The 18006-nt window shown below is 72.7% G+C and carries 16 protein-coding genes and 1 pseudogene; 6 read left to right on the top strand and 11 right to left on the bottom strand.

Features of this window, described 5'->3' with window-relative positions; all coding sequences use genetic code 11:
• Window positions 1–105 precede the first annotated feature (105 nt).
• The 6 genes and pseudogenes from rpsI to ACFYPH_RS22355 form a co-directional block, all read right to left on the bottom strand.
• Complete coding sequence (gene rpsI, locus ACFYPH_RS22380) at window positions 106–579, bottom strand: 30S ribosomal protein S9 (RefSeq protein WP_355068231.1); 474 nt, start codon at window positions 577–579, stop codon at window positions 106–108.
• A 20-nt stretch (window positions 580–599) separates the two neighbouring features.
• Entirely contained in the window at window positions 600–1043 is a 444-nt protein-coding gene (rplM, locus tag ACFYPH_RS22375; RefSeq protein ID WP_007465158.1) for a 50S ribosomal protein L13, read from the bottom strand.
• A 209-nt stretch (window positions 1044–1252) separates the two neighbouring features.
• Window positions 1253–2107, bottom strand: a pseudogene (locus ACFYPH_RS22370) (nitrate/nitrite transporter); the annotation flags it as partial.
• 156 nt (window positions 2108–2263) lie between these two features.
• Window positions 2264–2557, bottom strand: coding sequence for a hypothetical protein (locus tag ACFYPH_RS22365; RefSeq protein WP_354855325.1), 294 nt, complete (start codon window positions 2555–2557; stop codon window positions 2264–2266).
• Window positions 2547–2804 (bottom strand): DUF6364 family protein, encoded by a 258-nt coding sequence (locus ACFYPH_RS22360; protein WP_354855324.1) that lies wholly within the window; start codon window positions 2802–2804, stop codon window positions 2547–2549. Before ACFYPH_RS22360 ends, ACFYPH_RS22365 begins: the two co-directional genes overlap by 11 nt.
• An 89-nt stretch (window positions 2805–2893) precedes the next feature.
• Complete coding sequence (locus ACFYPH_RS22355) at window positions 2894–3589, bottom strand: methyltransferase domain-containing protein (RefSeq protein WP_387184301.1); 696 nt, start codon at window positions 3587–3589, stop codon at window positions 2894–2896.
• A 529-nt stretch (window positions 3590–4118) separates the two neighbouring features.
• On the opposite strand from ACFYPH_RS22355, the gene ACFYPH_RS22350 reads away from it, so the two are divergent.
• From ACFYPH_RS22350 to ACFYPH_RS22330, 5 genes are read left to right on the top strand one after another with little or no spacing between them, the layout of a single operon-like run.
• On the top strand, window positions 4119–6239 hold the full coding sequence (locus ACFYPH_RS22350; RefSeq protein WP_387184299.1) for a molybdopterin oxidoreductase family protein: 2121 nt from the start codon (window positions 4119–4121) through the stop codon (window positions 6237–6239).
• Entirely contained in the window at window positions 6236–7675 is a 1440-nt protein-coding gene (locus tag ACFYPH_RS22345) for an FAD-dependent oxidoreductase (protein WP_354862007.1), read from the top strand. The genes ACFYPH_RS22350 and ACFYPH_RS22345 overlap by 4 nt, the downstream gene beginning before the upstream one ends.
• On the top strand, window positions 7672–10194 hold the full coding sequence (nirB, locus tag ACFYPH_RS22340) for a nitrite reductase large subunit NirB (RefSeq protein ID WP_354862009.1): 2523 nt from the start codon (window positions 7672–7674) through the stop codon (window positions 10192–10194). Before ACFYPH_RS22345 ends, nirB begins: the two co-directional genes overlap by 4 nt.
• Window positions 10191–10538: a nitrite reductase small subunit NirD gene (nirD, locus tag ACFYPH_RS22335; RefSeq protein WP_354862010.1), complete on the top strand. Its 348-nt coding sequence runs from the start codon at window positions 10191–10193 to the stop codon at window positions 10536–10538. The genes nirB and nirD overlap by 4 nt, the downstream gene beginning before the upstream one ends.
• Window positions 10538–11626 (top strand): uroporphyrinogen-III synthase, encoded by a 1089-nt coding sequence (locus ACFYPH_RS22330; RefSeq protein WP_354862012.1) that lies wholly within the window; start codon window positions 10538–10540, stop codon window positions 11624–11626. Before nirD ends, ACFYPH_RS22330 begins: the two co-directional genes overlap by 1 nt.
• 43 nt (window positions 11627–11669) lie before the next feature.
• Here ACFYPH_RS22330 and ACFYPH_RS22325 read toward each other — a convergent pair whose 3' ends face one another.
• From ACFYPH_RS22325 to ACFYPH_RS22305, 5 genes are all read right to left on the bottom strand, one after another.
• Window positions 11670–12296, bottom strand: coding sequence for an ATP/GTP-binding protein (locus ACFYPH_RS22325; protein WP_354862014.1), 627 nt, complete (start codon window positions 12294–12296; stop codon window positions 11670–11672).
• On the bottom strand, window positions 12277–12642 hold the full coding sequence (locus tag ACFYPH_RS22320; protein WP_007465174.1) for a DUF742 domain-containing protein: 366 nt from the start codon (window positions 12640–12642) through the stop codon (window positions 12277–12279). Before ACFYPH_RS22320 ends, ACFYPH_RS22325 begins: the two co-directional genes overlap by 20 nt.
• 91 nt (window positions 12643–12733) lie before the next feature.
• Window positions 12734–13141, bottom strand: coding sequence for a roadblock/LC7 domain-containing protein (locus ACFYPH_RS22315; RefSeq protein ID WP_007465177.1), 408 nt, complete (start codon window positions 13139–13141; stop codon window positions 12734–12736).
• On the bottom strand, window positions 13138–16368 hold the full coding sequence (locus tag ACFYPH_RS22310) for a nitrate- and nitrite sensing domain-containing protein (protein WP_387184293.1): 3231 nt from the start codon (window positions 16366–16368) through the stop codon (window positions 13138–13140). The genes ACFYPH_RS22315 and ACFYPH_RS22310 overlap by 4 nt, the downstream gene beginning before the upstream one ends.
• A 395-nt stretch (window positions 16369–16763) precedes the next feature.
• Window positions 16764–16910, bottom strand: coding sequence for a hypothetical protein (locus tag ACFYPH_RS22305; protein ID WP_357253710.1), 147 nt, complete (start codon window positions 16908–16910; stop codon window positions 16764–16766).
• On the opposite strand from ACFYPH_RS22305, the gene ACFYPH_RS22300 reads away from it, so the two are divergent.
• Entirely contained in the window at window positions 16861–17994 is a 1134-nt protein-coding gene (locus tag ACFYPH_RS22300) for an ABC transporter substrate-binding protein (protein ID WP_387184490.1), read from the top strand. The two genes, ACFYPH_RS22305 and ACFYPH_RS22300, sit on opposite strands and share 50 nt — an antisense overlap.
• The last annotated feature ends 12 nt before the right edge of the window (window positions 17995–18006 follow it).

The raw sequence follows: 18006 nt of genomic DNA, 5'->3' as shown, positions 1-18006 counted from the left end.
CCGATGAGCACTACCGAGAAGGAGAAAGCGGAACGGCCGGCCCACCTCCCCGGTCGAGGGGAGGCGGACCGGCCGTCCGTCAGAAGTACAACGCGCTGGGAAAGATCAGCGCTTCGAGTACTGGGGAGCCTTACGGGCCTTCTTGAGGCCGTACTTCTTGCTCTCCTTGACCCGGGCGTCCCGGGTCAGGAAGCCGGCCTTCTTGAGGGCCGGGCGGTCGTCCGGCTCGCTGATGATCAGCGCGCGGGCGATGCCCAGCCGGAGCGCACCGGCCTGGCCGGTGGTGCCGCCGCCACGCAGGTTGGCGATGACGTCGAACTGGTCGAGCTTCTCGGCGGTGACCAGCGGGTCCTTGATGAGCTGCTGGTGCACCTTGCTCGGGAAGTACGCCTCGAGGTCCTGCCCGTTGCAGGTGATCTTGCCGGTGCCCGGGACGATGCGGACCCGGACGATGGCCTCCTTGCGGCGGCCCACGGTCTGGATCGGCCGGTCACCACGAGGCGCGCGGGCGACGGGCGCCGGCGCCTCGGTAGCCTCGGGGGCTTCCGGGGCGACCTCGGTCTCGATGATGTCGGTCATGCTGCTTCCTTCGCCCGCGCTCACTGCGCGATCTGCTTGATCTCGAACGGCACCGGCTGCTGCGCGAGGTGCGGGTGCTCGGCACCGGCGTAGACCTTCAGCTTCTTGATCAGCTGACGGCCGAGCTTGTTGTGCGGGAGCATCCCCTTCACGGCCAGCTCGATGGCCCGCTCGGGGCGCTTGGTCAGCAGCTCGTCGTAGCCGACCTGCTTCAGACCACCCGGGTAACCCGAGTGGCGGTAAGCGACCTTGGTCTGGCGCTTGTTGCCGGTCAGCGCAACCTTGCCCGCGTTCACGATGACGACGAAGTCGCCCGTGTCGACGTGCGGCGCGAAAGTCGGCTTGTGCTTACCACGCAGCAACGTGGCGGCGTGGGTGGCCAGGCGGCCCAGCACGACATCAGAGGCGTCGATGACGTGCCACTGACGCTCGATCTCACCCGGCTTCGGGCTGTACGTACGCACAGGTCTACCTTGTCTCGTCGTCGGTCTGGGGTCGCGCGCCGAGGTGACCAGATCTAGCAGGCCGGACCAGCGCGCACGAACGACCAAGCGTACCTGATAGGGCACGCCTCTGGATGTCGTACAACAGCAGGCAACGATACCCGGCGCCCCATCGGCAGGTCAAAACGGGGGTGGGATGCCGCGCGGCGACGCGCCGGTCATGACCCGGATCACACCCCGGCGAGCCGATGGGACCCCGGACGCCGGTAGACGAACCAGGTCACCGCGCAGCACAGCGCGTACCAGCCGATGAACGCCAGGTAGGCGGAATCGGCGTTGCCGGAGCCGAGGAACGACTGGCGGAAGGCGATGTTGACCAGCACCCCGCCGGAGGCGCCGATCGCGCCGGCGATGCCGATCAACGCGCCGGTCATCCGCCGCGCCCACCGCGCGGCGGCCTCCGGGTCACGTGTGCCGGTGGCCACGGCGTCCGCCGCCCGGGCCTGGAAGATCGCCGGGATCATCTTGTACGTGGAGCCGTTGCCGACACCGGAGAAGACGAAGAGGGCGAGGAAGCCGGCCAGGTAGAGCCCGAACGAGCGCTCGCGGGCCGCGTACAGCACCGTGCCGGCGCCGATCGCCATCGCCACGAAGTTCCAGAAGGTCACCCGGGCTCCGCCGAGCCGGTCGGCGAGGTGGCCGCCCAGCGGCCGGATCAGCGAGCCCACAAGCGGCCCGAGGAAGGTCAGCCAGGCGGCGTCGACGGCTGTGGGAAACCGCTCGGCGAACTGGAGCTGGAGCACCTGGCCGAACGCGAAGCCGAACCCGATGAACGAGCCGAAGGTGCCGATGTAGAGCAGCGACATGATCCAGGTGTGCGGGTCCCGGGCAGCCTCGCGCAGCGACCCGGGCTCGTTGCGCGCGCCGGGCACGGTGTCCAGCCAGCGGGCCGCCGCCAGCGCGGCCAGCACGATCAGCGGCAGGTAGACCGCGGGCACCAACCGGGGGTACGCGGCGCCGGCGGTGGCGAGCACCGCCAGCCCGACCAGCTGCACCGCGGGCACGCCGAGGTTGCCGCCACCGGACTGCGGTGCTGGTGAGCGCGCTCACGGCGGCTCCTCCTCGTCGATGCGACGAGGAGGAACGCTAGGAAAGCGGGATTACCTGGCAGTGCCCGTCACGGGTCGACCCGGAAACGCCTACCGCACCACGGGCCGGCGGCGATGGTGAGGTCCGATGGCTCAGAGCTGCTGGAGGATGCGCAGGGCGCGGCCGACCCGGAGCATGGTCTCGGTGTCGGCGACGTCCACGCAGTCGGTGAACCATTTCTTCATCGGTGCGGAGATCCGGTCGGGCATCACCACGTACCGGCCCATCGGCACGGCAAGGGGTGAGTCGCGCAGCAGTGATTCCTCGACCACCTCGACCACGATCACGATGGGCACGTCTGTGGAGTTGTAGACGTCCGAGCTGATCACGAGCCCGAGGCGTTCCCGGGCGCCCTCGATGCGCCAGACCTCACCCCTACGCAGCACGCGGCCGTCCGCCGGAGTAGAGATCGTTGACCATGCCGACCTCGCGGGCGTCGGCGAGGGCGGCGGACTCCAGGTCGAGGCCGGCACGACCCACGGCGGCGGCGTGCGCGGTGAACACCTCGCGCAGCGCCTTCTCGCGGGCGGCCTGGTCCATCCACGCCGAGAGGGACAGCCCTTCGCGCTTGGCGAAGCGTCGGGCCTCCTCGATCGTCTCGTCTGTGAACGACAACGTCACCTTGGCAGTCATGCCGCTGAGACTACCCAGCGGTATGACCCCCAGTCATCCCCACGCCCATCGACTCGCCCCGGGGCGGCGAAACGTACATTCCGCCGGGATTACCCGGCCCGGCCGCCGAACACCGCGAAGCGCCACTCCTTGAAGAAACAGTCGACGTCGACCAGGCCCGCCTCGGCGAGCCACCGGCACTGGTCGGCCACGGTCGCCGGGCGGTCGTGGCTCATCCGTTCCCGGGCGGCGGCGATCTCCTCGGGGGACGAGCCCAGCTCGGTGATCCTGGCTGTCCAGACTTCGTCGTAGCGCCGGTCCAGCGCCGGGGTGAGGCCGGCGACCTGCTCGGCGTTGACGAACACCCCGCCTGGCGCCAGCGCGGCAGCGGCCCGCCGGTAGAGCGCGCGCTTGCCGGCGTCGTCCAGGTGGTGGATCGCCAGGGCGCTGACCACCGCGTCGTACCGGCCCGGCGGCAACTCGTCCGCCAGGTCGGCCCGGACCGTTCGGTGTGGCACGGACCGCGCGTTCAACTGGTCGGCGGCGCGGGCGAGCATCGCCGGTGCGGCGTCCACCAGGGTCAGCCGGACCCCGGGCACCGCCGCGGCGAGCAGCAGCGAGAGCAGGCCGGTGCCCGCGCCCAGATCCAACACCTCGGGGGTACGGCCGGCGGCCAGCGCGGCGTGCAGCGGCGGCGCGGCCACCTCGACGGCGGTGCCGTAGAACGCGTCGAAGCAGGGCACGAGCCGCCGACGGGCCTCGTCATAGGTACCGGCCACCGCGTCGAAGACGTCCACCACGCTCATCGCAGTCTCCCATAAATTGAGACAGGTTTCCCACATTATAAGCACTGATCGCAAGGTGGTCATAGACAGCGCGGCCGGCAAGGACCCGAGACCCGGCGGACCCGTTCGTGCCGGGGCCGCTCTTGCCCCGCCCCAGATCTTGGACAGTTTCCGTTACGAGCTAACGGAAACTGTCCAAGATCTCCACGGGCGAGCACTCACGGGCGCGCCCTGGCCAGCAGGGACCATCGTTCCGCCATGGCCGGTGAACCGACTCGACCGCGTCGCCGGGCAGCTCCGGGTGAACGCATGAGCGGGTCCGCGGCGAACCCACGCGCGGGTGACGTCCTTACCCGCCGCCCCGCCGCGCCGACTTACGCTGACCATCCCAGGAGATGAAGCCCGGCGCCGCCGCTGGTCACGCGTCCGTCCGGGGCCGCCATCACCCGCCCGTCACGTCCGCTGCCCCTGTGCGGTGTGAGCCCCACTTGACAGGACCGAAACAGAAGAGACCCGGACCGGAAACCGCCCGGCGGCACGCTTTCGGGACATGACAGACGGTGCATGGCCGGCAACTCGACCGGGGCGAACCCCCCGGGAGGTGGCGACGCACTGCCCGTACTGCGCCCTTCAGTGCGGCATGACGCTGCGCGAGGACGACACCGGGGTGAGCGTGCTCCCCCGCCAGTTTCCCACCAACCGGGGCGGGCTCTGCCAGAAGGGCTGGACCTCCGCCGAACTGCTCGACCACCCGGACCGGCTGACCACCCCGCTGCTGCGCGACCCGGTCAGCGGCGAGCTGCGCCCGGCGACCTGGGACGCCGCGCTGGACCGGATCGTCACCGGCCTGCGCGCCATCGGTGACAGCTCCGGTCGGGACGCGGTCGCCGTCTTCGGCGGCGGCGGGCTGACCAACGAGAAGGCGTACGCCCTGGGGAAGTTCGCCCGGGTCGCGCTGCGCACCCGCAACATCGACTACAACGGACGGTTCTGCATGTCCTCTGCGGCCGCCGCCGGGCTGCGCGCCTTCGGTGTCGACCGGGGGCTGCCGTTCCCGCTGGCCGACCTCGGCCGGGCCGACACCCTGCTGTTGGTCGGCGCCAACCCGGCGGAGACCATGCCGCCGCTGGTGCGCTGGCTCACCGAGCAGCGCCGGGGCGGCGGCCGGCTCATCGTCGTCGACCCCCGCGTCACCGCCACCGCCCGCCAGGCCGACCTGCACCTGCAACCGCTGCCCGGCACCGACCTCGCCGTGGCCAACGCGCTGCTGCACATCGCGCTCACCGAAGGGTGGGTCGACCAGGCGTACGTGGCCGAGCGGACCACCGGCTTCGACGCGGTCCGCCGCAGCGTCGCCGCCTGGTGGCCGGCCCGCGCGGAACAGCTCTCCGGCGTGCCGGTGGCCGACCTGGAGGCGACCGCCCGCGCGCTGGGCACCGGCAGCCGCGTGATCATCCTGACCGCGCGCGGCGCCGAGCAGCACGCCAAGGGCGTCGACACCGTCACCGCGTACGTCAATCTCGCTCTCGCTCTCGGCCTGCCCGGCCGCGAGGGCTCGGGGTACGGCTGCCTCACCGGCCAGGGCAACGGCCAGGGCGGGCGCGAGCACGGGCAGAAGGCCGACCAGCTCCCCGGCTACCGCAGGATCGACGATCCGGCGGCCCGGGAACACGTCGCCGGTGTCTGGGGCGTGCCGGCCGACGACCTGCCCGGCCCGGGCGTGCCGGCCTACCAACTGCTCGACTCGCTCGGCACCCCCGACGGCCCCCGGGCGTTGCTGGTGTTCGGCTCGAACCCGGTGGTCTCCGCTCCCCGGGCCGCCCGGATCGAGGGCCGGCTGCGCGACCTCGACCTGCTGGTCGTCGCCGACCTGCTGCTCTCCGAGACGGCGGCCCTGGCCGACGTGGTGCTGCCCACCGCGCAGTGGGCCGAGGAGGACGGCACGATGACCAATCTGGAGGGCCGCGTGCTGCGTCGACGGGCGCTGCGCCCGCCTCCGCCGGGCGTCCGCACCGACCTGGCCATCCTCGCCGACCTGGCGGCGAGGTTGGGCGACGCCGGGACGGCGGCGGCGCGGTTTCCGACCGATCCGGCCACCGTGTTCGCCGAGCTGCGCCGCGCCTCCGCCGGCGGGGTCGCCGACTACGCCGGCATCGACTGGGCCCGGATCGACGAGACCGACGGTGTCTTCTGGCCCTGCCCCAGCGAGGACGGGCCGGACACGCCACGGCTCTTCGCCGACCGGTTCGGCACCCCGGACGGCCGGGCCCGGTTCCACGCCGTGGAGCACCGGCCGGCAGCCGAGGAGGTCTGCGCCACGTATCCCCTGCACTTCACCACCGGCCGGGTGCTCGCCCAGTACCAGTCCGGCACCCAGACCCGCCGGGTGGCCGCGCTGCGCCGCGCCGCGCCCGAGGCGTTCGTCGAGCTGCACCCCGACCTGGCGGCCCGGCTGGGCATCGACGACGGCGACCCGGTGCGGGTCACGTCCCGCCGAGGCGAGCTGCGCGCGCCGGCCCGCCTCAGCGCGGGGATCCGCCCGGACACGGTCTTCGCGCCGTTCCACTGGCCCGGCGCCGGCCGAGCCAACTCGGTGACGAACGACGCGGTGGACCCGATCTCCGGGATGCCCGAGTTCAAGATCTGCGCGGTCCGGGTGGAGAAGGCATGACGGCCCGAGTGGTGATCGTCGGCAACGGGATGGCCGGTGCCCGGCTCGCGGCCGAGCTGCACGCCCGCGAGGGAGACCGGAAGGTCACCGTGCTCGGGGCGGAGCCGCACCGCGCGTACAACCGGATCATGCTCTCCACGCTGCTGACCGGCCGGATCGCCGAACCGGACGTGGAGCTGACCGAGGCCGCCGGGCACGGCATCGACAGGCGCCCCGGCGTGCCGGTGACCGCGGTGGACCGGCCCGCCCGCGAGGTCCGCACCGGCGACGGCGAACGGATCTCCTACGACCACCTGGTGCTGGCCACCGGCGCGCGGGCGGTGGTGCCGCCGCTGCCCGGCCTCGACCCGACCGACCTGCCGCAGCGGGTCGTTCCCTTCCGGACCCTGGACGACTGCCGCCGGATCCTCGCCGTCGCCGACGGGGCCCGCAGCGCGATCGTGCTCGGTGGTGGGCTGCTCGGCCTGGAGGCCGCCCGCGGCCTGGCCACCCGGGGGCTCGCCACCACCGTCGTGCACCACACCGGGCACCTCATGGAACGGCAGCTCGACCCCGCGGCCGGCGCGGTGCTCGCCGGCACGCTCGCCCGGCTCGGCGTCACCATCCAGCTCGCGGTGCCGGCGACCGGAGTCGTCGCCGACGACACCGGCGTCCGCCTCGACCTGGCCGACGGCCGGTCGCTGCACGCCGACCTGCTGGTGCTCTCCTGCGGGGTACGCCCGGACACCGCCCTCGCGCAGGCCGCCGGGCTGACCGTGCGGCGCGGCGTGGTGGTGGACGACCGGCTGCGCACCAACGACCGGAGGGTCTCGGCGCTCGGCGACTGCGCCGAGCACGACGGCGCGATCACCGGGCTGGTCGCACCCGCCTGGGCCCAGGCCCGGGTGCTCGCCGACGTGCTGACCGGCACCGACCCGCTGGCCCGCTACCGACCCCGGCCGGTGGTGACCCGACTCAAGGCGGCCGGAATCGACCTGGCCGCGATGGGCGACGCGGCGGGCGGCGGGCCGGGCGAGGAGCTGACCTTCGCCGACCCGGCCCGGGGCACGTACGCCCGGCTACGGATCCACGACGAGCGGCTGATCGGCGCGATCCTGCTCGGCGACAACCCCTCGGTCGGCACGGTGATCCAGCTCTTCGACCGGGGTCACCCGGTGCCGGCCGACCGGCGGGCCCTGCTGCTGGGCCGGGCGCTGGGCGGGGCCGTCGCGGCGCCGAGCGCGTCACCGGCGCTGATGCCGGACGCGGCAGTCGTCTGCCAGTGCAACACCGTCACCAAGGGAGCGCTGGTGCGGTGCTGGCGCTCCGGCGCGCGGACGGTCGACGCGGTGGTGGCGGGGACCCGGGCCGGCACCGGATGCGGCGGATGCCGGGACGCGGTCGGCGGCATCGTCGACTGGCTGTCCGAAGCGGAATCGGTGGAGGTGACGCGATGAGCGGTCGGGACCTGGTCGTCATCGGCAACGGCATGGTGGGGCAGCGCTTCGTCGACGCGCTGCGCGCCCGTGATCCGCAGGGCCGCTGGCGGGTGACCGTGCTGGCCGAGGAGGGGCGTCCGGCGTACGACCGGGTGCGGCTCTCGGCGTACTTCGACGGGGTGAGCGAGGACGAGCTCAACGTGCACACCCCGTACGACGGTGTGCGACTGCGCCTGGGTGAGCCGGCCACCGCCATCGACCGCGCCCGGCGGGTGGTGACCACCGCCGTCGGCGAGTACGGCTACGACGCGCTGGTGCTGGCCACCGGGTCGTACCCCTTCGTGCCGCCGGTGCCCGGCGCCGACCTGCCCGGCGTGTTCGTCTACCGGACCCTGGACGACCTGGCGGCGATCCGGGCGTACGCGCGGGGCCGGCGGGTCGGCGCGGTGATCGGCGGCGGACTGCTCGGGCTGGAGGCGGCGAACGCCCTGCGCCTGCTCGGCCTGAGCACCGACGTGGTCGAGTTCGCGCCCCGGCTGATGCCGGTGCAGGTGGACCAGGCCGGTGGTGCGATGCTGCGCCGCTACGTCGAGGAGCTGGGTGTGCGTACCCACCTCGGGGTGGCCACCACCGCGATCCGGGCTGGCGCCGACGGCGCGGTCGACGCCCTGGAGCTGTCCGACGGCCGCGTGGTCGACGCCGAGCTGGTCGTGGTGGCCGCCGGCATCCGGCCCCGCGACGAGCTGGCGCGGGCCGCCGGCCTGCCGCTGGGTCCGCGCGGCGGGGTGCTCGTCGACGCGACCTGCCGCAGCGCCGACGAGCGCGTCTGGGCCGTCGGTGAGTGCGCGGCGGTCGACGGCACCTGCCACGGCCTGGTCGCCCCCGGGTACGCGACGGCCGAGGTGGTGGCCGACCGTTTGGTCGGCGGCGCGGCGACCTTCCCGGGCGCGGACACCGCCACCAAGCTGAAACTGCTCGGTGTCGACGTGGCGTCGTTCGGCGACGCGCACGGCACCACCGAGGACTGCCTGGACGTCACGTTCACCGACCCGGCCACCCGGGTGTACGCGAAACTGGTCCTCTCCGACGACGCGCACACTCTGCTGGGCGGGGTGCTGGTGGGTGACGCCAGCGCGTACCCGACGTTGCGGGCCAGTGTGGGCGGCCCGCTGCCGGCCGCTCCGCTGGCGCTGCTCGCCCCGGACGGCGGCGGCGCGGACGCCGGAGCGCTGCCCGGCACCGCCCAGGTCTGCTCCTGCAACGCGGTCACCCGCGGCGACGTGGACGACGCCATCGCGGGCGGCTGCGCGGACGTGCCGGCGTTGAAGGCGTGCACGCGGGCGGGCACGAGCTGCGGCTCCTGCGTGCCGATGCTCAAGCAGCTGCTGGACGCGGCCGGCGTGGCACAGTCCACGGCGCTGTGCGAGCACTTCGACGTGAGTCGCCGCGAGCTGTTCGAGATCGTCCGCGTCCGCGGCATCCGCACGTTCTCCCGGCTGGTCGCCGAGCACGGCCGGGGACGCGGCTGCGACATCTGCAAACCGGTGGTGGCGTCGATCCTCGCCTCGCTGGGCAACGGCCACGTGCTCGACGGGGAGCAGGCGTCGTTGCAGGACACCAACGACCACTTCCTGGCCAACCTGCAACGCGACGGCAGCTACTCGGTGGTGCCCCGCATCCCCGGCGGCGAGATCACCCCGGAGAAGCTGATCGTCATCGGCGAGGTCGCCCGGGACTTCCAGCTCTACACGAAGATCACCGGCGGGCAGCGGATCGACCTGTTCGGGGCCCGGGTGGAGCAGCTGCCGCAGATCTGGCGACGCCTGGTGGACGCCGGTTTCGAGTCCGGCCACGCGTACGGCAAGGCGCTGCGCACGGTGAAGTCCTGCGTCGGCGAGACCTGGTGCCGGTACGGGGTGCAGGATTCGGTGGGGCTGGCCGTTGCGCTGGAGCTGCGCTATCGCGGGCTGCGCGCGCCGCACAAGCTCAAGTCGGCGGTCTCCGGTTGTGCCCGGGAGTGCGCCGAGGCCCGCAGCAAGGACTTCGGCATCATCGCCACCGAGACCGGCTGGAACCTCTACGTCGGCGGCAACGGCGGCTTCCGGCCCCGCCACGCCGACCTGTTCGCCACTGATTTGTCGACAGAAGCACTGATTCGACTAATCGATAGATTTTTAATGTATTACATCCGCACCGCCGACCGGCTGCAACGCACCGCCGGGTGGATCGAGGCCATGGACGGCGGCCTGGACCACCTGCGCGCGGTGATCGTGGACGACTCGTTGGGGCTCTGCGCCGACCTGGACGCGGCGATGGCCCGACACGTGGCGTCGTACTCCGACGAGTGGCGCGACGTGCTGGACGACCCGGAGCGGCTGCGCCGCTACACCTCCTTCGTCAACGCCCCCGACGTGCCCGACCCGTCGATCACCTTCGCGCAGGAGCGCGGCCAGCCGGTGCCCGCGCGTGGTGACGGTCCGCCCGGCGGTCACCGCCGGCAGCCGGTCACCCTCGGCCTTCCGGGGGTACGGCGATGAGCCCCACCACCACGCTGACCTGGACCCCGGTGTGCCCGCTGGACCGGCTGGAGCCGAACCGGGGCGCCGCCGCCCTGGTCGACGGCGTGCAGGTCGCCCTCTTCCACACCGTGGACGGGCTGTTCGCGATCGACAACCGCGACCCGGTCTCCGGGGCGTACGTGCTGTCGCGGGGCATCGTGGGCAGCCGCGGCAGCGTGCCGACGGTCGCCTCCCCGCTGCACAAGCAGGTGTACGACCTGCGCACCGGGGAGTGCCTCGACCTGCCCGGGATGGCCGTGGCCCGGCACGACACGCGCTGCCACGACGGGATCGTCGAAGTGCGGTTGCGACGGGAGGGCTGATGCGGGAAGAACTGGCCGGCTTCACCATCGGGGTGACCGCCGACCGGCGGCGCGACGAGTTGGCCGCGCTGCTCGAACGCCGGGGCGCCCGCGTGGTGCTCGCCCCGGCGCTGCGGATCGTGCCGCTGTCCGACGACACGGAACTGCGCGAGGCGACCCGCGCCTGCCTGGACCAGCCACCCGACATCCTGATGGCCAACACCGGCATCGGGATGCGCGGCTGGCTGGAGGCGGCCGAGGGTTGGGGGCTGGCCGAACCACTGCGTTCGGTGCTCGCCAGCTCGTACGTCGTCGCCCGGGGCCCGAAGGCACGCGGCGCGATCCGCGCGGCCGGGCTGCACGACCAGTGGTCACCGGCGTCGGAGAGCTGCGACGAGGTGGTCGATCACCTGCGCCGCCGTGGCGTGGCCGGGCAGGTGATCGCCATGCAGCTGCACGGTGAGCGGCAGCCCGAGTGCACGCTCGCGCTGGAGGCGGCCGGCGCCACGGTGATCGAGGTGCCGGTCTACCGCTGGGCGCCGCCGACCGACCCGGCGCCGCTGCACCGGTTGATCGACCTGATCGCCGGCCGGCTGGTGGACGCGGTGACGTTCACCTCGGCACCGGCGGCCGAGGCGCTGCTGCGGGCCGCCGGGGACCGTACCGACGCGGTGGTGGCCGCGCTCCGCAGCGACGTGCTGGCCAGCTGCGTCGGCGCGGTGACCGCCGAGCCGTTGCTGCGCCACGGGGTGCCGGTGAGCGCGCCAGGGCGGGCCCGGCTGGGCGCGTTGGTGCGGACCATCGTCGACGAACTGCCTCGCCGGACCCTGACGTTCAAGGCCGGCGGGCACCTGCTCACCCTGCGCGGGCACGCGGCGGTGATCGACGGGGAACTACGCCCGCTGGCTCCCGCCCCCATGGCGGTGCTGCGGGCGCTGGCCCAGGCCCCCGGACGGGTGCTGTCGCGCACCGCGCTGCTGCGGACCCTCCCCCGGGGCGCCGACGAGCACGCGGTGGAGATGGCGGTGGCACGCCTGCGGGCCGGCCTGCGCGCGCCGCGCGTGGTGCAGACCGTGGTCAAGCGCGGCTACCGGCTCCGGGTCGACTGACGCGTCGTGGCCGGCCCTGGTGTGCCGGCCACGACGCGGTGGTTCAGCCGACCGGCGTGGGGAAGCCCCGACCGTGCTCGGCCTGGAGCCGGAGCATCGCGTGCTCGACCACCGTCACCAGCACCTGCTTGACCGAATCCCGGTGCCGGGCGTCGGTCATCACCAACGGCACCTGCGGCGAGATGGCCAGCGCCTCGCGGATCTCCTCCAGCTCGTACTGGGGAGCGCCGTCGAACCGGTTCAGCGCCACCACGTACGGCAGGTTGCGGTTCTCGAAGTAGTCCAGCGGGGCGAACGCGTCGGTGATCCGGCGGGTGTCCACCAGGACGGCGGCACCCACCGCACCTCGGATGATCTCGTCCCACATGAACCAGAAGCGGGTCTGACCCGGCGTACCGAACAGGTACAGGATCAGGTCCTGGGCCATGGTGATCCGGCCGAAGTCCATGGCGACCGTGGTGGTCTCCTTGCCCGGCACCTTGGACGGGTCGTCGATACCGACACCCGCGGCTGTCATCACCGCCTCGGTCGTCAGCGGCGTGATCTCGGAGATCGAGCCGACGAGGGTCGTCTTACCGACGCCGAAGCCGCCCGCGACGACGATCTTCGCGGAGACGATTCCCCGGCTCGGCCGCCCCCCAGCGGGGGGGTCATAGCCTGCGAAGTCCACTTAGCACCCTTCCAAGCAGTTCCATCCGCTCCTCGAACCCCTCGGCGGGAGCAGCAGTGTGTAACGTCAGCAGGCTCTCGGCCACCATGTCGGCGACCAGTACCCGGGCGACGCCCAGCGGCATCCGGGTGTACGCGGCGATCTCCGCCAGCGACTGTGCACGGCCCTCGCAGACGGTGGCGATGCGGTGCTTGTCGTGCCCCGCGAAACGGGACTCGGCAACCTGAGTGGGAGAGGCCGTGAGGACCGCCTCGAGGGCGATGTCCTGCCGGGGCTCGGTACGACCACGGGTGACCGCGTACGGACGCACCAGAGCGCCGCGCGGGTCAGCGCGCCGTTGGTCCATCCATGATCACCTCCTCGTCCCCAGCGGAGCCGGCCCACACCGCCTCCCATCCCTGTTCCGGCGCGCGGTCCGCGCGCCGGGTCTACCGGCGCTACGAACGCACCGCGTCCCTCGGCAGCGGCACCAGCGCGGCACCGACCCGCTCCACCAGCAGCGCCATCTCGTAGCCCACCTGGCCCACATCGCAGCTCCGCGCGGCCAGCACGGCCATCGACGAGCCGTCGCTGATCGACATGAGGAAGAGGTAACCGCTGTCCATCTCGATGACGGTCTGCAACACCCCGCCCGCGCTGAACATCCGGGCCGCGCCCTCGGTCAGGCTCACCACGCCGGAGGTGATCGCGGCGAGCTGGTCCGCCCGGTCCCCCGGCAGGTCCCGGGAGGACGCGAGCAGCAGCCCGTCGGCGGACACCGCCACCACGTGGGCGATGCCCGCCACGCTGTCGGCGAAGTTGGTGAGCAGCCAACCCATGTCCTGCATGGCAGCTGGCCTGTTCATCGGCTCTCCTTGGTCGAGGTGCTGTTCAGGTCCGTGCCGGCCGTCCGACCACGCTGTACGCCGCGGTGGTAGGCCGACAACAGGCCGCGTACTTCATCGGGGGTCCGCCGGCTGCGGTCCCGGCCACCCTTCGGTTCGATGCCACCCGGCACGAGCTGTGCCTGCGGCACCCGCTTGGGCAGACCCGAGCGGGTGGTGCCGGCGGCGGCCGGCTCGGCGGCCCGGCTGGCCAGCGACCAGCCCTCGTCGGCCGCCGTCCGCCAGGCGTCCGGGTCCGTGGCCGGCGGGGGCGTGCTCGCCGTGGCGGCGGGGGCCGCTACCGGCGCCGTCGGGACGGCCGGCGGGGTGTACGACGGCGGTGGTTTCGGCGTCGAGGCGCCGCGACCGCCGGTGCTCACACCGCCACGATTGCCGGTGCTCGCACCGCCACGACCGCCGGTGTTCGCACCGCCGAATCCGTCCATGCTTCCCACGCTCTGCGCTCCGGTGCCCTCGGAACTGCCCGGGGTGCGGGTGGGCAGTGGCGGTCGGGCCGGCGCGGTCGCCGGCGCGGACGCGGTGGCCGGTTGACCGCCGTTGGCCCCCCGCAGGCCGGCGTCGGCGGGCGCGGGCGGTGTGTCGAACTGCGGCCGGGTGAAGATCGCGGTGGCGTCGTCGCCGTGCGACCGGAACCAGACCGCCTCCATCTCCCGGAAGATCGGCGCCTCGGCGGGGAACTCCGGCCGGGTGCTGACCGGCGCGGCGGGCGTCGGCGGCGTGGCCGGCGGGGCGGGCTGCACGGGCGGGGCCGGCGTCGCGGGCGGCGCCGGCGGGGCGACCGCTCCGGGACCGGCGACCGGCCCGACGGGCAGCACCGGCGCGCTCCGACCGTCCGTGGTGTCGGCCGTCGAGCCGCGTCGGGGCAGCGCGTCGATGGTCGGGTACGCCACGGTCGGGCTGCCCACCGAGGTGCCCGCGCCGTTGCTGTACGCGGTTCGGGCGGGCGGGACCGGGGTGGCCGGCGCGGCGGCGGGCGGCACCGTCGGGCGGGCCCCGGTGTAGCCGCCGGCCTGCACGGCCGGGGCGGTGTCCCGCGCGTCGACCGGCGACTGCCACTGCGCGGGCGCAGGGGCGCTGGTCCGCCACTGGTCGGGCAGCGTCGCCGCCGCGGTGGTGGCCCCGGCGTACGACTCGGCGTGGTTGACCGGGGTGAGCGGCGTCTGCTCGACCGCCATCGGCTGGCGCGGACGGGTGAGCACCTGCTCGCGGCCCCGGTTGCTGGGCAGGAGCACGGTGGCGGCGGGCAGCGTCACCTGGGCGACGGTGCCGCCCTCCGCGTTGCGGCGCAGCTCCACCCGGATGCCGTAGCGGGAGGCGAGCCGGCTCACCACGGCCAGACCCATCAACCGGAACGCGGCGACGTCCACGCTCGGCGGGGCGGCCAGCCGGCGGTTGAGCGAGTCGAGCTGCTCGTCGGTGAGGCCGAGCCCGCGGTCCTCGATCTGGATCAGGACGTAGTCGCGGATACGGCGACCGTCGGCGACGACCGTCGTGTTCGGCGGCGAGAACCGGGTGGCGTTGTCCAGCAGCTCGGCGACGAGGCGTACCACGTCGTTGACGGCGTGCGCGGCCACCGAGATGTCGGTGTCGACGGTGCCGAACTCGATGCGGTTGTAGAGCTCCACCTCGGACTGCGCGGCGCGCAGCACGTCCACGACCAACGCGTCGTCGCGGCGCGGTGCGCCGGAGTCGGCGCCTGCCAGGACCAGCAGGTTCTCGTCGTTACGGCGCATTCGGGTGGCCAGGTGGTCCAACTCGAAGAGCTGGGCCAGCCGCTTCGGGTCCTCCTCGCCGCGCTCGATCGCGTCCAGCTCGCCGATCATCCGGTCGACGAGGGTCTGACTGCGGCGGGCCAGGTTGAGGAACATCGCCGAGACGCTGGTGCGCAGTGCGGCCTGCTCGGCGGCGACCCGCACCGCCTCCCGGTGGACGACGTTGAAGGCCAACGCCACCTGACCGACCTCGTCACGGCTGTTCAGCTGGATCGGGTCCCGGACCTGGCGGACGATCTCGTCCACGCCACCGTCACCCACGCTGCCCATGTTCTGCAGCCGCTGCACGGCGTCCGGCAGGTCGTGGTTGGCCACCGAGAGCGCGCCCTCGCGCAGCCGGCGCAGCGAGTGGTTCAGCGATCGGGCCAGCACCACGGCCAGCGACACCGCGATAATCAGGGTGAGCAGCACCAGGATCGACTCGACCACGGCCTGCCGGATGACGTCCGAACGCGCCTGGTCGGCCTGCTCGAGCAGCCGGTCCTGCAGTTGGGTCTCAGCCCAGCGCATCAGGTCGTTGACCGCGCCGATGGCGGCGGTGGCGTCCTGCGCGCTGACCAGCGGGCGCTGCCCGACGGAGCGGGTGATGTCGGTGGCGACCCGGTCGGAGAGGCCGACCGCGTCACCGGAGACGGTGCTGTCGACGAGGGCCCGCTGCACGGGGTCAGCGGCGAGCGAGAAGGCGACCAGTGCCTCCTGCTGGCTGGTCAGCGTGGCCACGAAGGAGGAGAACTGCTCCGGGTCGAGCTGGCCGGCGGTCAGCGCCGTGAAGGCGACCGCCTCCTCCTCGGCGACGGACGCCTTGGCGCGGGCGAACGCGGCGACCGCGCGACGGCTGTCCGACAGGCTCTCGTCGCCGGGCAGCTGGGCCAGCCCGTCGCCGTAGGCGACCAGGTCGGTGAGGATGACGCCGTAGCGCAGCACCGCCTCGGCGACCGCCATCTGCCGGCGGTCCAGCACCTCCTGGCGGGTGCCGTCCAGGGTGGACAGGTGGTCGTCGATCGCCGCCAGCCGGTCCCGCAGCGCCGCCGGCACGTCGCCGATGCGGCCCCGCTCGGCGTTGTACTGGTCCACGCGCTGCTGCGTCTGGCGCACCCGCAGGTTGTACGCGTCGGCAGGCTGCTGGGGAGCGGCCAGGTAGGCCGCCGCGGCCATCCGCTCGGCCTGGAGATCCTGGGTCAGCGCGCTGACGTCGATGGAGAGCGCGGTGAGCGACCGGGCCCGGGTGGCGTCGTAGGCGCCCTCGCCCACCGAGATCAGCCGGACGGTGGCCAGCGCGATAACGGCGGCCACCGGAACGACCAGAATCAGCGCCAGCTTGGACCGGATCCGGGCGTCCCGCAGTCTCGGCAGGCGCCGGCGCGTACGCCGAGCATTCTCGCCGAGCGCGGGCAGGGTCGTCGGTCCGGTGCTCACGACATCGCCTCCGTCGTTTCTTCCCCGCCTGGCCCGCCGAGCCGTGCCGTAAGCGGAGGGGACCACGTGCGGCACGGCCGCGATTTCATCAGAGAAGATCGTGTTTGGGAAGCCGCAGTGAGGCAGGAAACGGTCGGACGGCGCGGAACCCCTGATCCGGTCAACTGATACCTTCATTTCCGCAAGCCCCTGAACAGGGCATGTAACTCCAGAGTGGTCACGCGTGTATGCAAAGTGAGCTTTTGCAAACATTGTGTTACCCCAGCATGTGGGATGACCGTCCCGAAAATGCAACCGGGGTCCGCGCTTGACCACAGCGCCGGCCATTGGCAAGGTTTTGCAGGCTTCGCGCACACCGTACGGCAGAGGAGATCCCGTCCTCCACTGAGGACGGATTAGCGGCGGTGACCGGGCAGCGCCCGCGCCCGCACCTGGAGGACTGAGTTGAGCCCCATCCGCTCCGCGACCATCGCGGCGCTCGCATCGGCCGTAGTGGCCACCACGCTCACCGGCTGCCAGTTCGGTGGAGCGGAGCAGGACACGAGTCCGATCGTGATCGCTGCCGATCTCGAACTCTCCGGGGCTGCGGCCCCCGTCGGTCAGACATACCAGCGGGCCCTGAAACTCAAGGTCGAGCAGTTGAACTCCTCCGGAGCACTGAACGGCCGGAAGATCGATCTGAAGGTCAAGGACAACCGTTCCGACGCCGCCGAGTCACTGCGCAACATCGCCGAGTTCAGCAGCGATTCCCAAGTCAGCGCCATCGTCATGGGCGGCTGTAACGAATGCGCGGTCGGCGCGGTCGGGATCATCAACGACAAGCGGATTCCCACCATTGCGCTCGCCGCTTCCGGTGCGATCGCCAGCCCGGTCGCCGAGCGGCGCTACGTGTTCAAACTCGGCCCGAACGCGGCGGACAGCGCCGCGGCGCTCACCACCGAACTGCGTCGCAAGAACGTCCGCAAGGTGGGCCTGCTCGCCAGCAACGACGACTACGGCCGGGAAGGCATGCTCGCACTGCGCCGCGAACTGACCAAGGCCAGCATCAAGGTGGCCGGTGAGGAGTCGGTGAAGACCACCGACACCGAGGTCGGCCAGCAGGTCGACAAACTCACCAAGCTCAAGCCCGACGCGCTGGTCGTCTGGACACCGCCGGAGCAGGCCGCGCTGGCCGCGACCAGCGCCCAACAGGCCTCGTTCCGGGGGGCGCTGTTCTTCGACGCGGGAGCGGCCGGCGATCTCTTCCTCGGCGCCGCGGCCCGAGCCACCGAGCGGGCCACGCTGATCTTCACCCAGACCATGGTGATCGACGACGTGATCGCCACCACCCCGGCGAAGGCGGCCCGGCGGCAGTGGTTCCAGGACTACACGGCCCGCTTCGGCGGCTACAACGGAGCCTCGTCCTTCGCCGCCGACGCGATCCAGCTGATCGCCGACGCCGAACTGCGGGCCGGCGGCCCGGCCGGGAAGGTCGACCGGAACGGCATCCGCGACGTGCTGGAGACGTCCCAGATCGACGGCCTCTCCGGCCCGATCCGCATGACGCCCGACAACCACTCCGGCCTCATGCCGCAGGCGCTCACCACGCTGGTCGCGCGAAACGGGCGCTGGCGGTTGGCGGGGTAGCTCGGCTCGTCG

The organism is Micromonospora sp. NPDC005252 (assembly GCF_042872475.1).
Classification (GTDB): Bacteria; Actinomycetota; Actinomycetes; order Mycobacteriales; family Micromonosporaceae; genus Micromonospora.
The sequence above is the reverse complement of the archived record's forward strand: the minus strand, read 5'-3'. Positions and strand labels throughout refer to the sequence as shown.

Bases quoted from the DNA above. Each gene is read 5' to 3' on its own strand.
- ACFYPH_RS22345 (WP_354862007.1), top strand. From the start codon at position 6,236: ATGACGGCCCGAGTGGTGATCGTCGGCAACGGGATGGCCGGTGCCCGG.
- nirB (WP_354862009.1), top strand. From the start codon at position 7,672: ATGAGCGGTCGGGACCTGGTCGTCATCGGCAACGGCATGGTGGGGCAG.
- ACFYPH_RS22355 (WP_387184301.1), bottom strand. From the start codon at position 3,589: ATGAGCGTGGTGGACGTCTTCGACGCGGTGGCCGGTACCTATGACGAG.
- ACFYPH_RS22350 (WP_387184299.1), top strand. From the start codon at position 4,119: ATGACAGACGGTGCATGGCCGGCAACTCGACCGGGGCGAACCCCCCGG.
- nirD (WP_354862010.1), top strand. From the start codon at position 10,191: ATGAGCCCCACCACCACGCTGACCTGGACCCCGGTGTGCCCGCTGGAC.
- ACFYPH_RS22330 (WP_354862012.1), top strand. From the start codon at position 10,538: ATGCGGGAAGAACTGGCCGGCTTCACCATCGGGGTGACCGCCGACCGG.
- ACFYPH_RS22315 (WP_007465177.1), bottom strand. From the start codon at position 13,141: ATGAACAGGCCAGCTGCCATGCAGGACATGGGTTGGCTGCTCACCAAC.
- ACFYPH_RS22360 (WP_354855324.1), bottom strand. From the start codon at position 2,804: ATGACTGCCAAGGTGACGTTGTCGTTCACAGACGAGACGATCGAGGAG.
- rpsI (WP_355068231.1), bottom strand. From the start codon at position 579: ATGACCGACATCATCGAGACCGAGGTCGCCCCGGAAGCCCCCGAGGCT.
- ACFYPH_RS22320 (WP_007465174.1), bottom strand. From the start codon at position 12,642: ATGGACCAACGGCGCGCTGACCCGCGCGGCGCTCTGGTGCGTCCGTAC.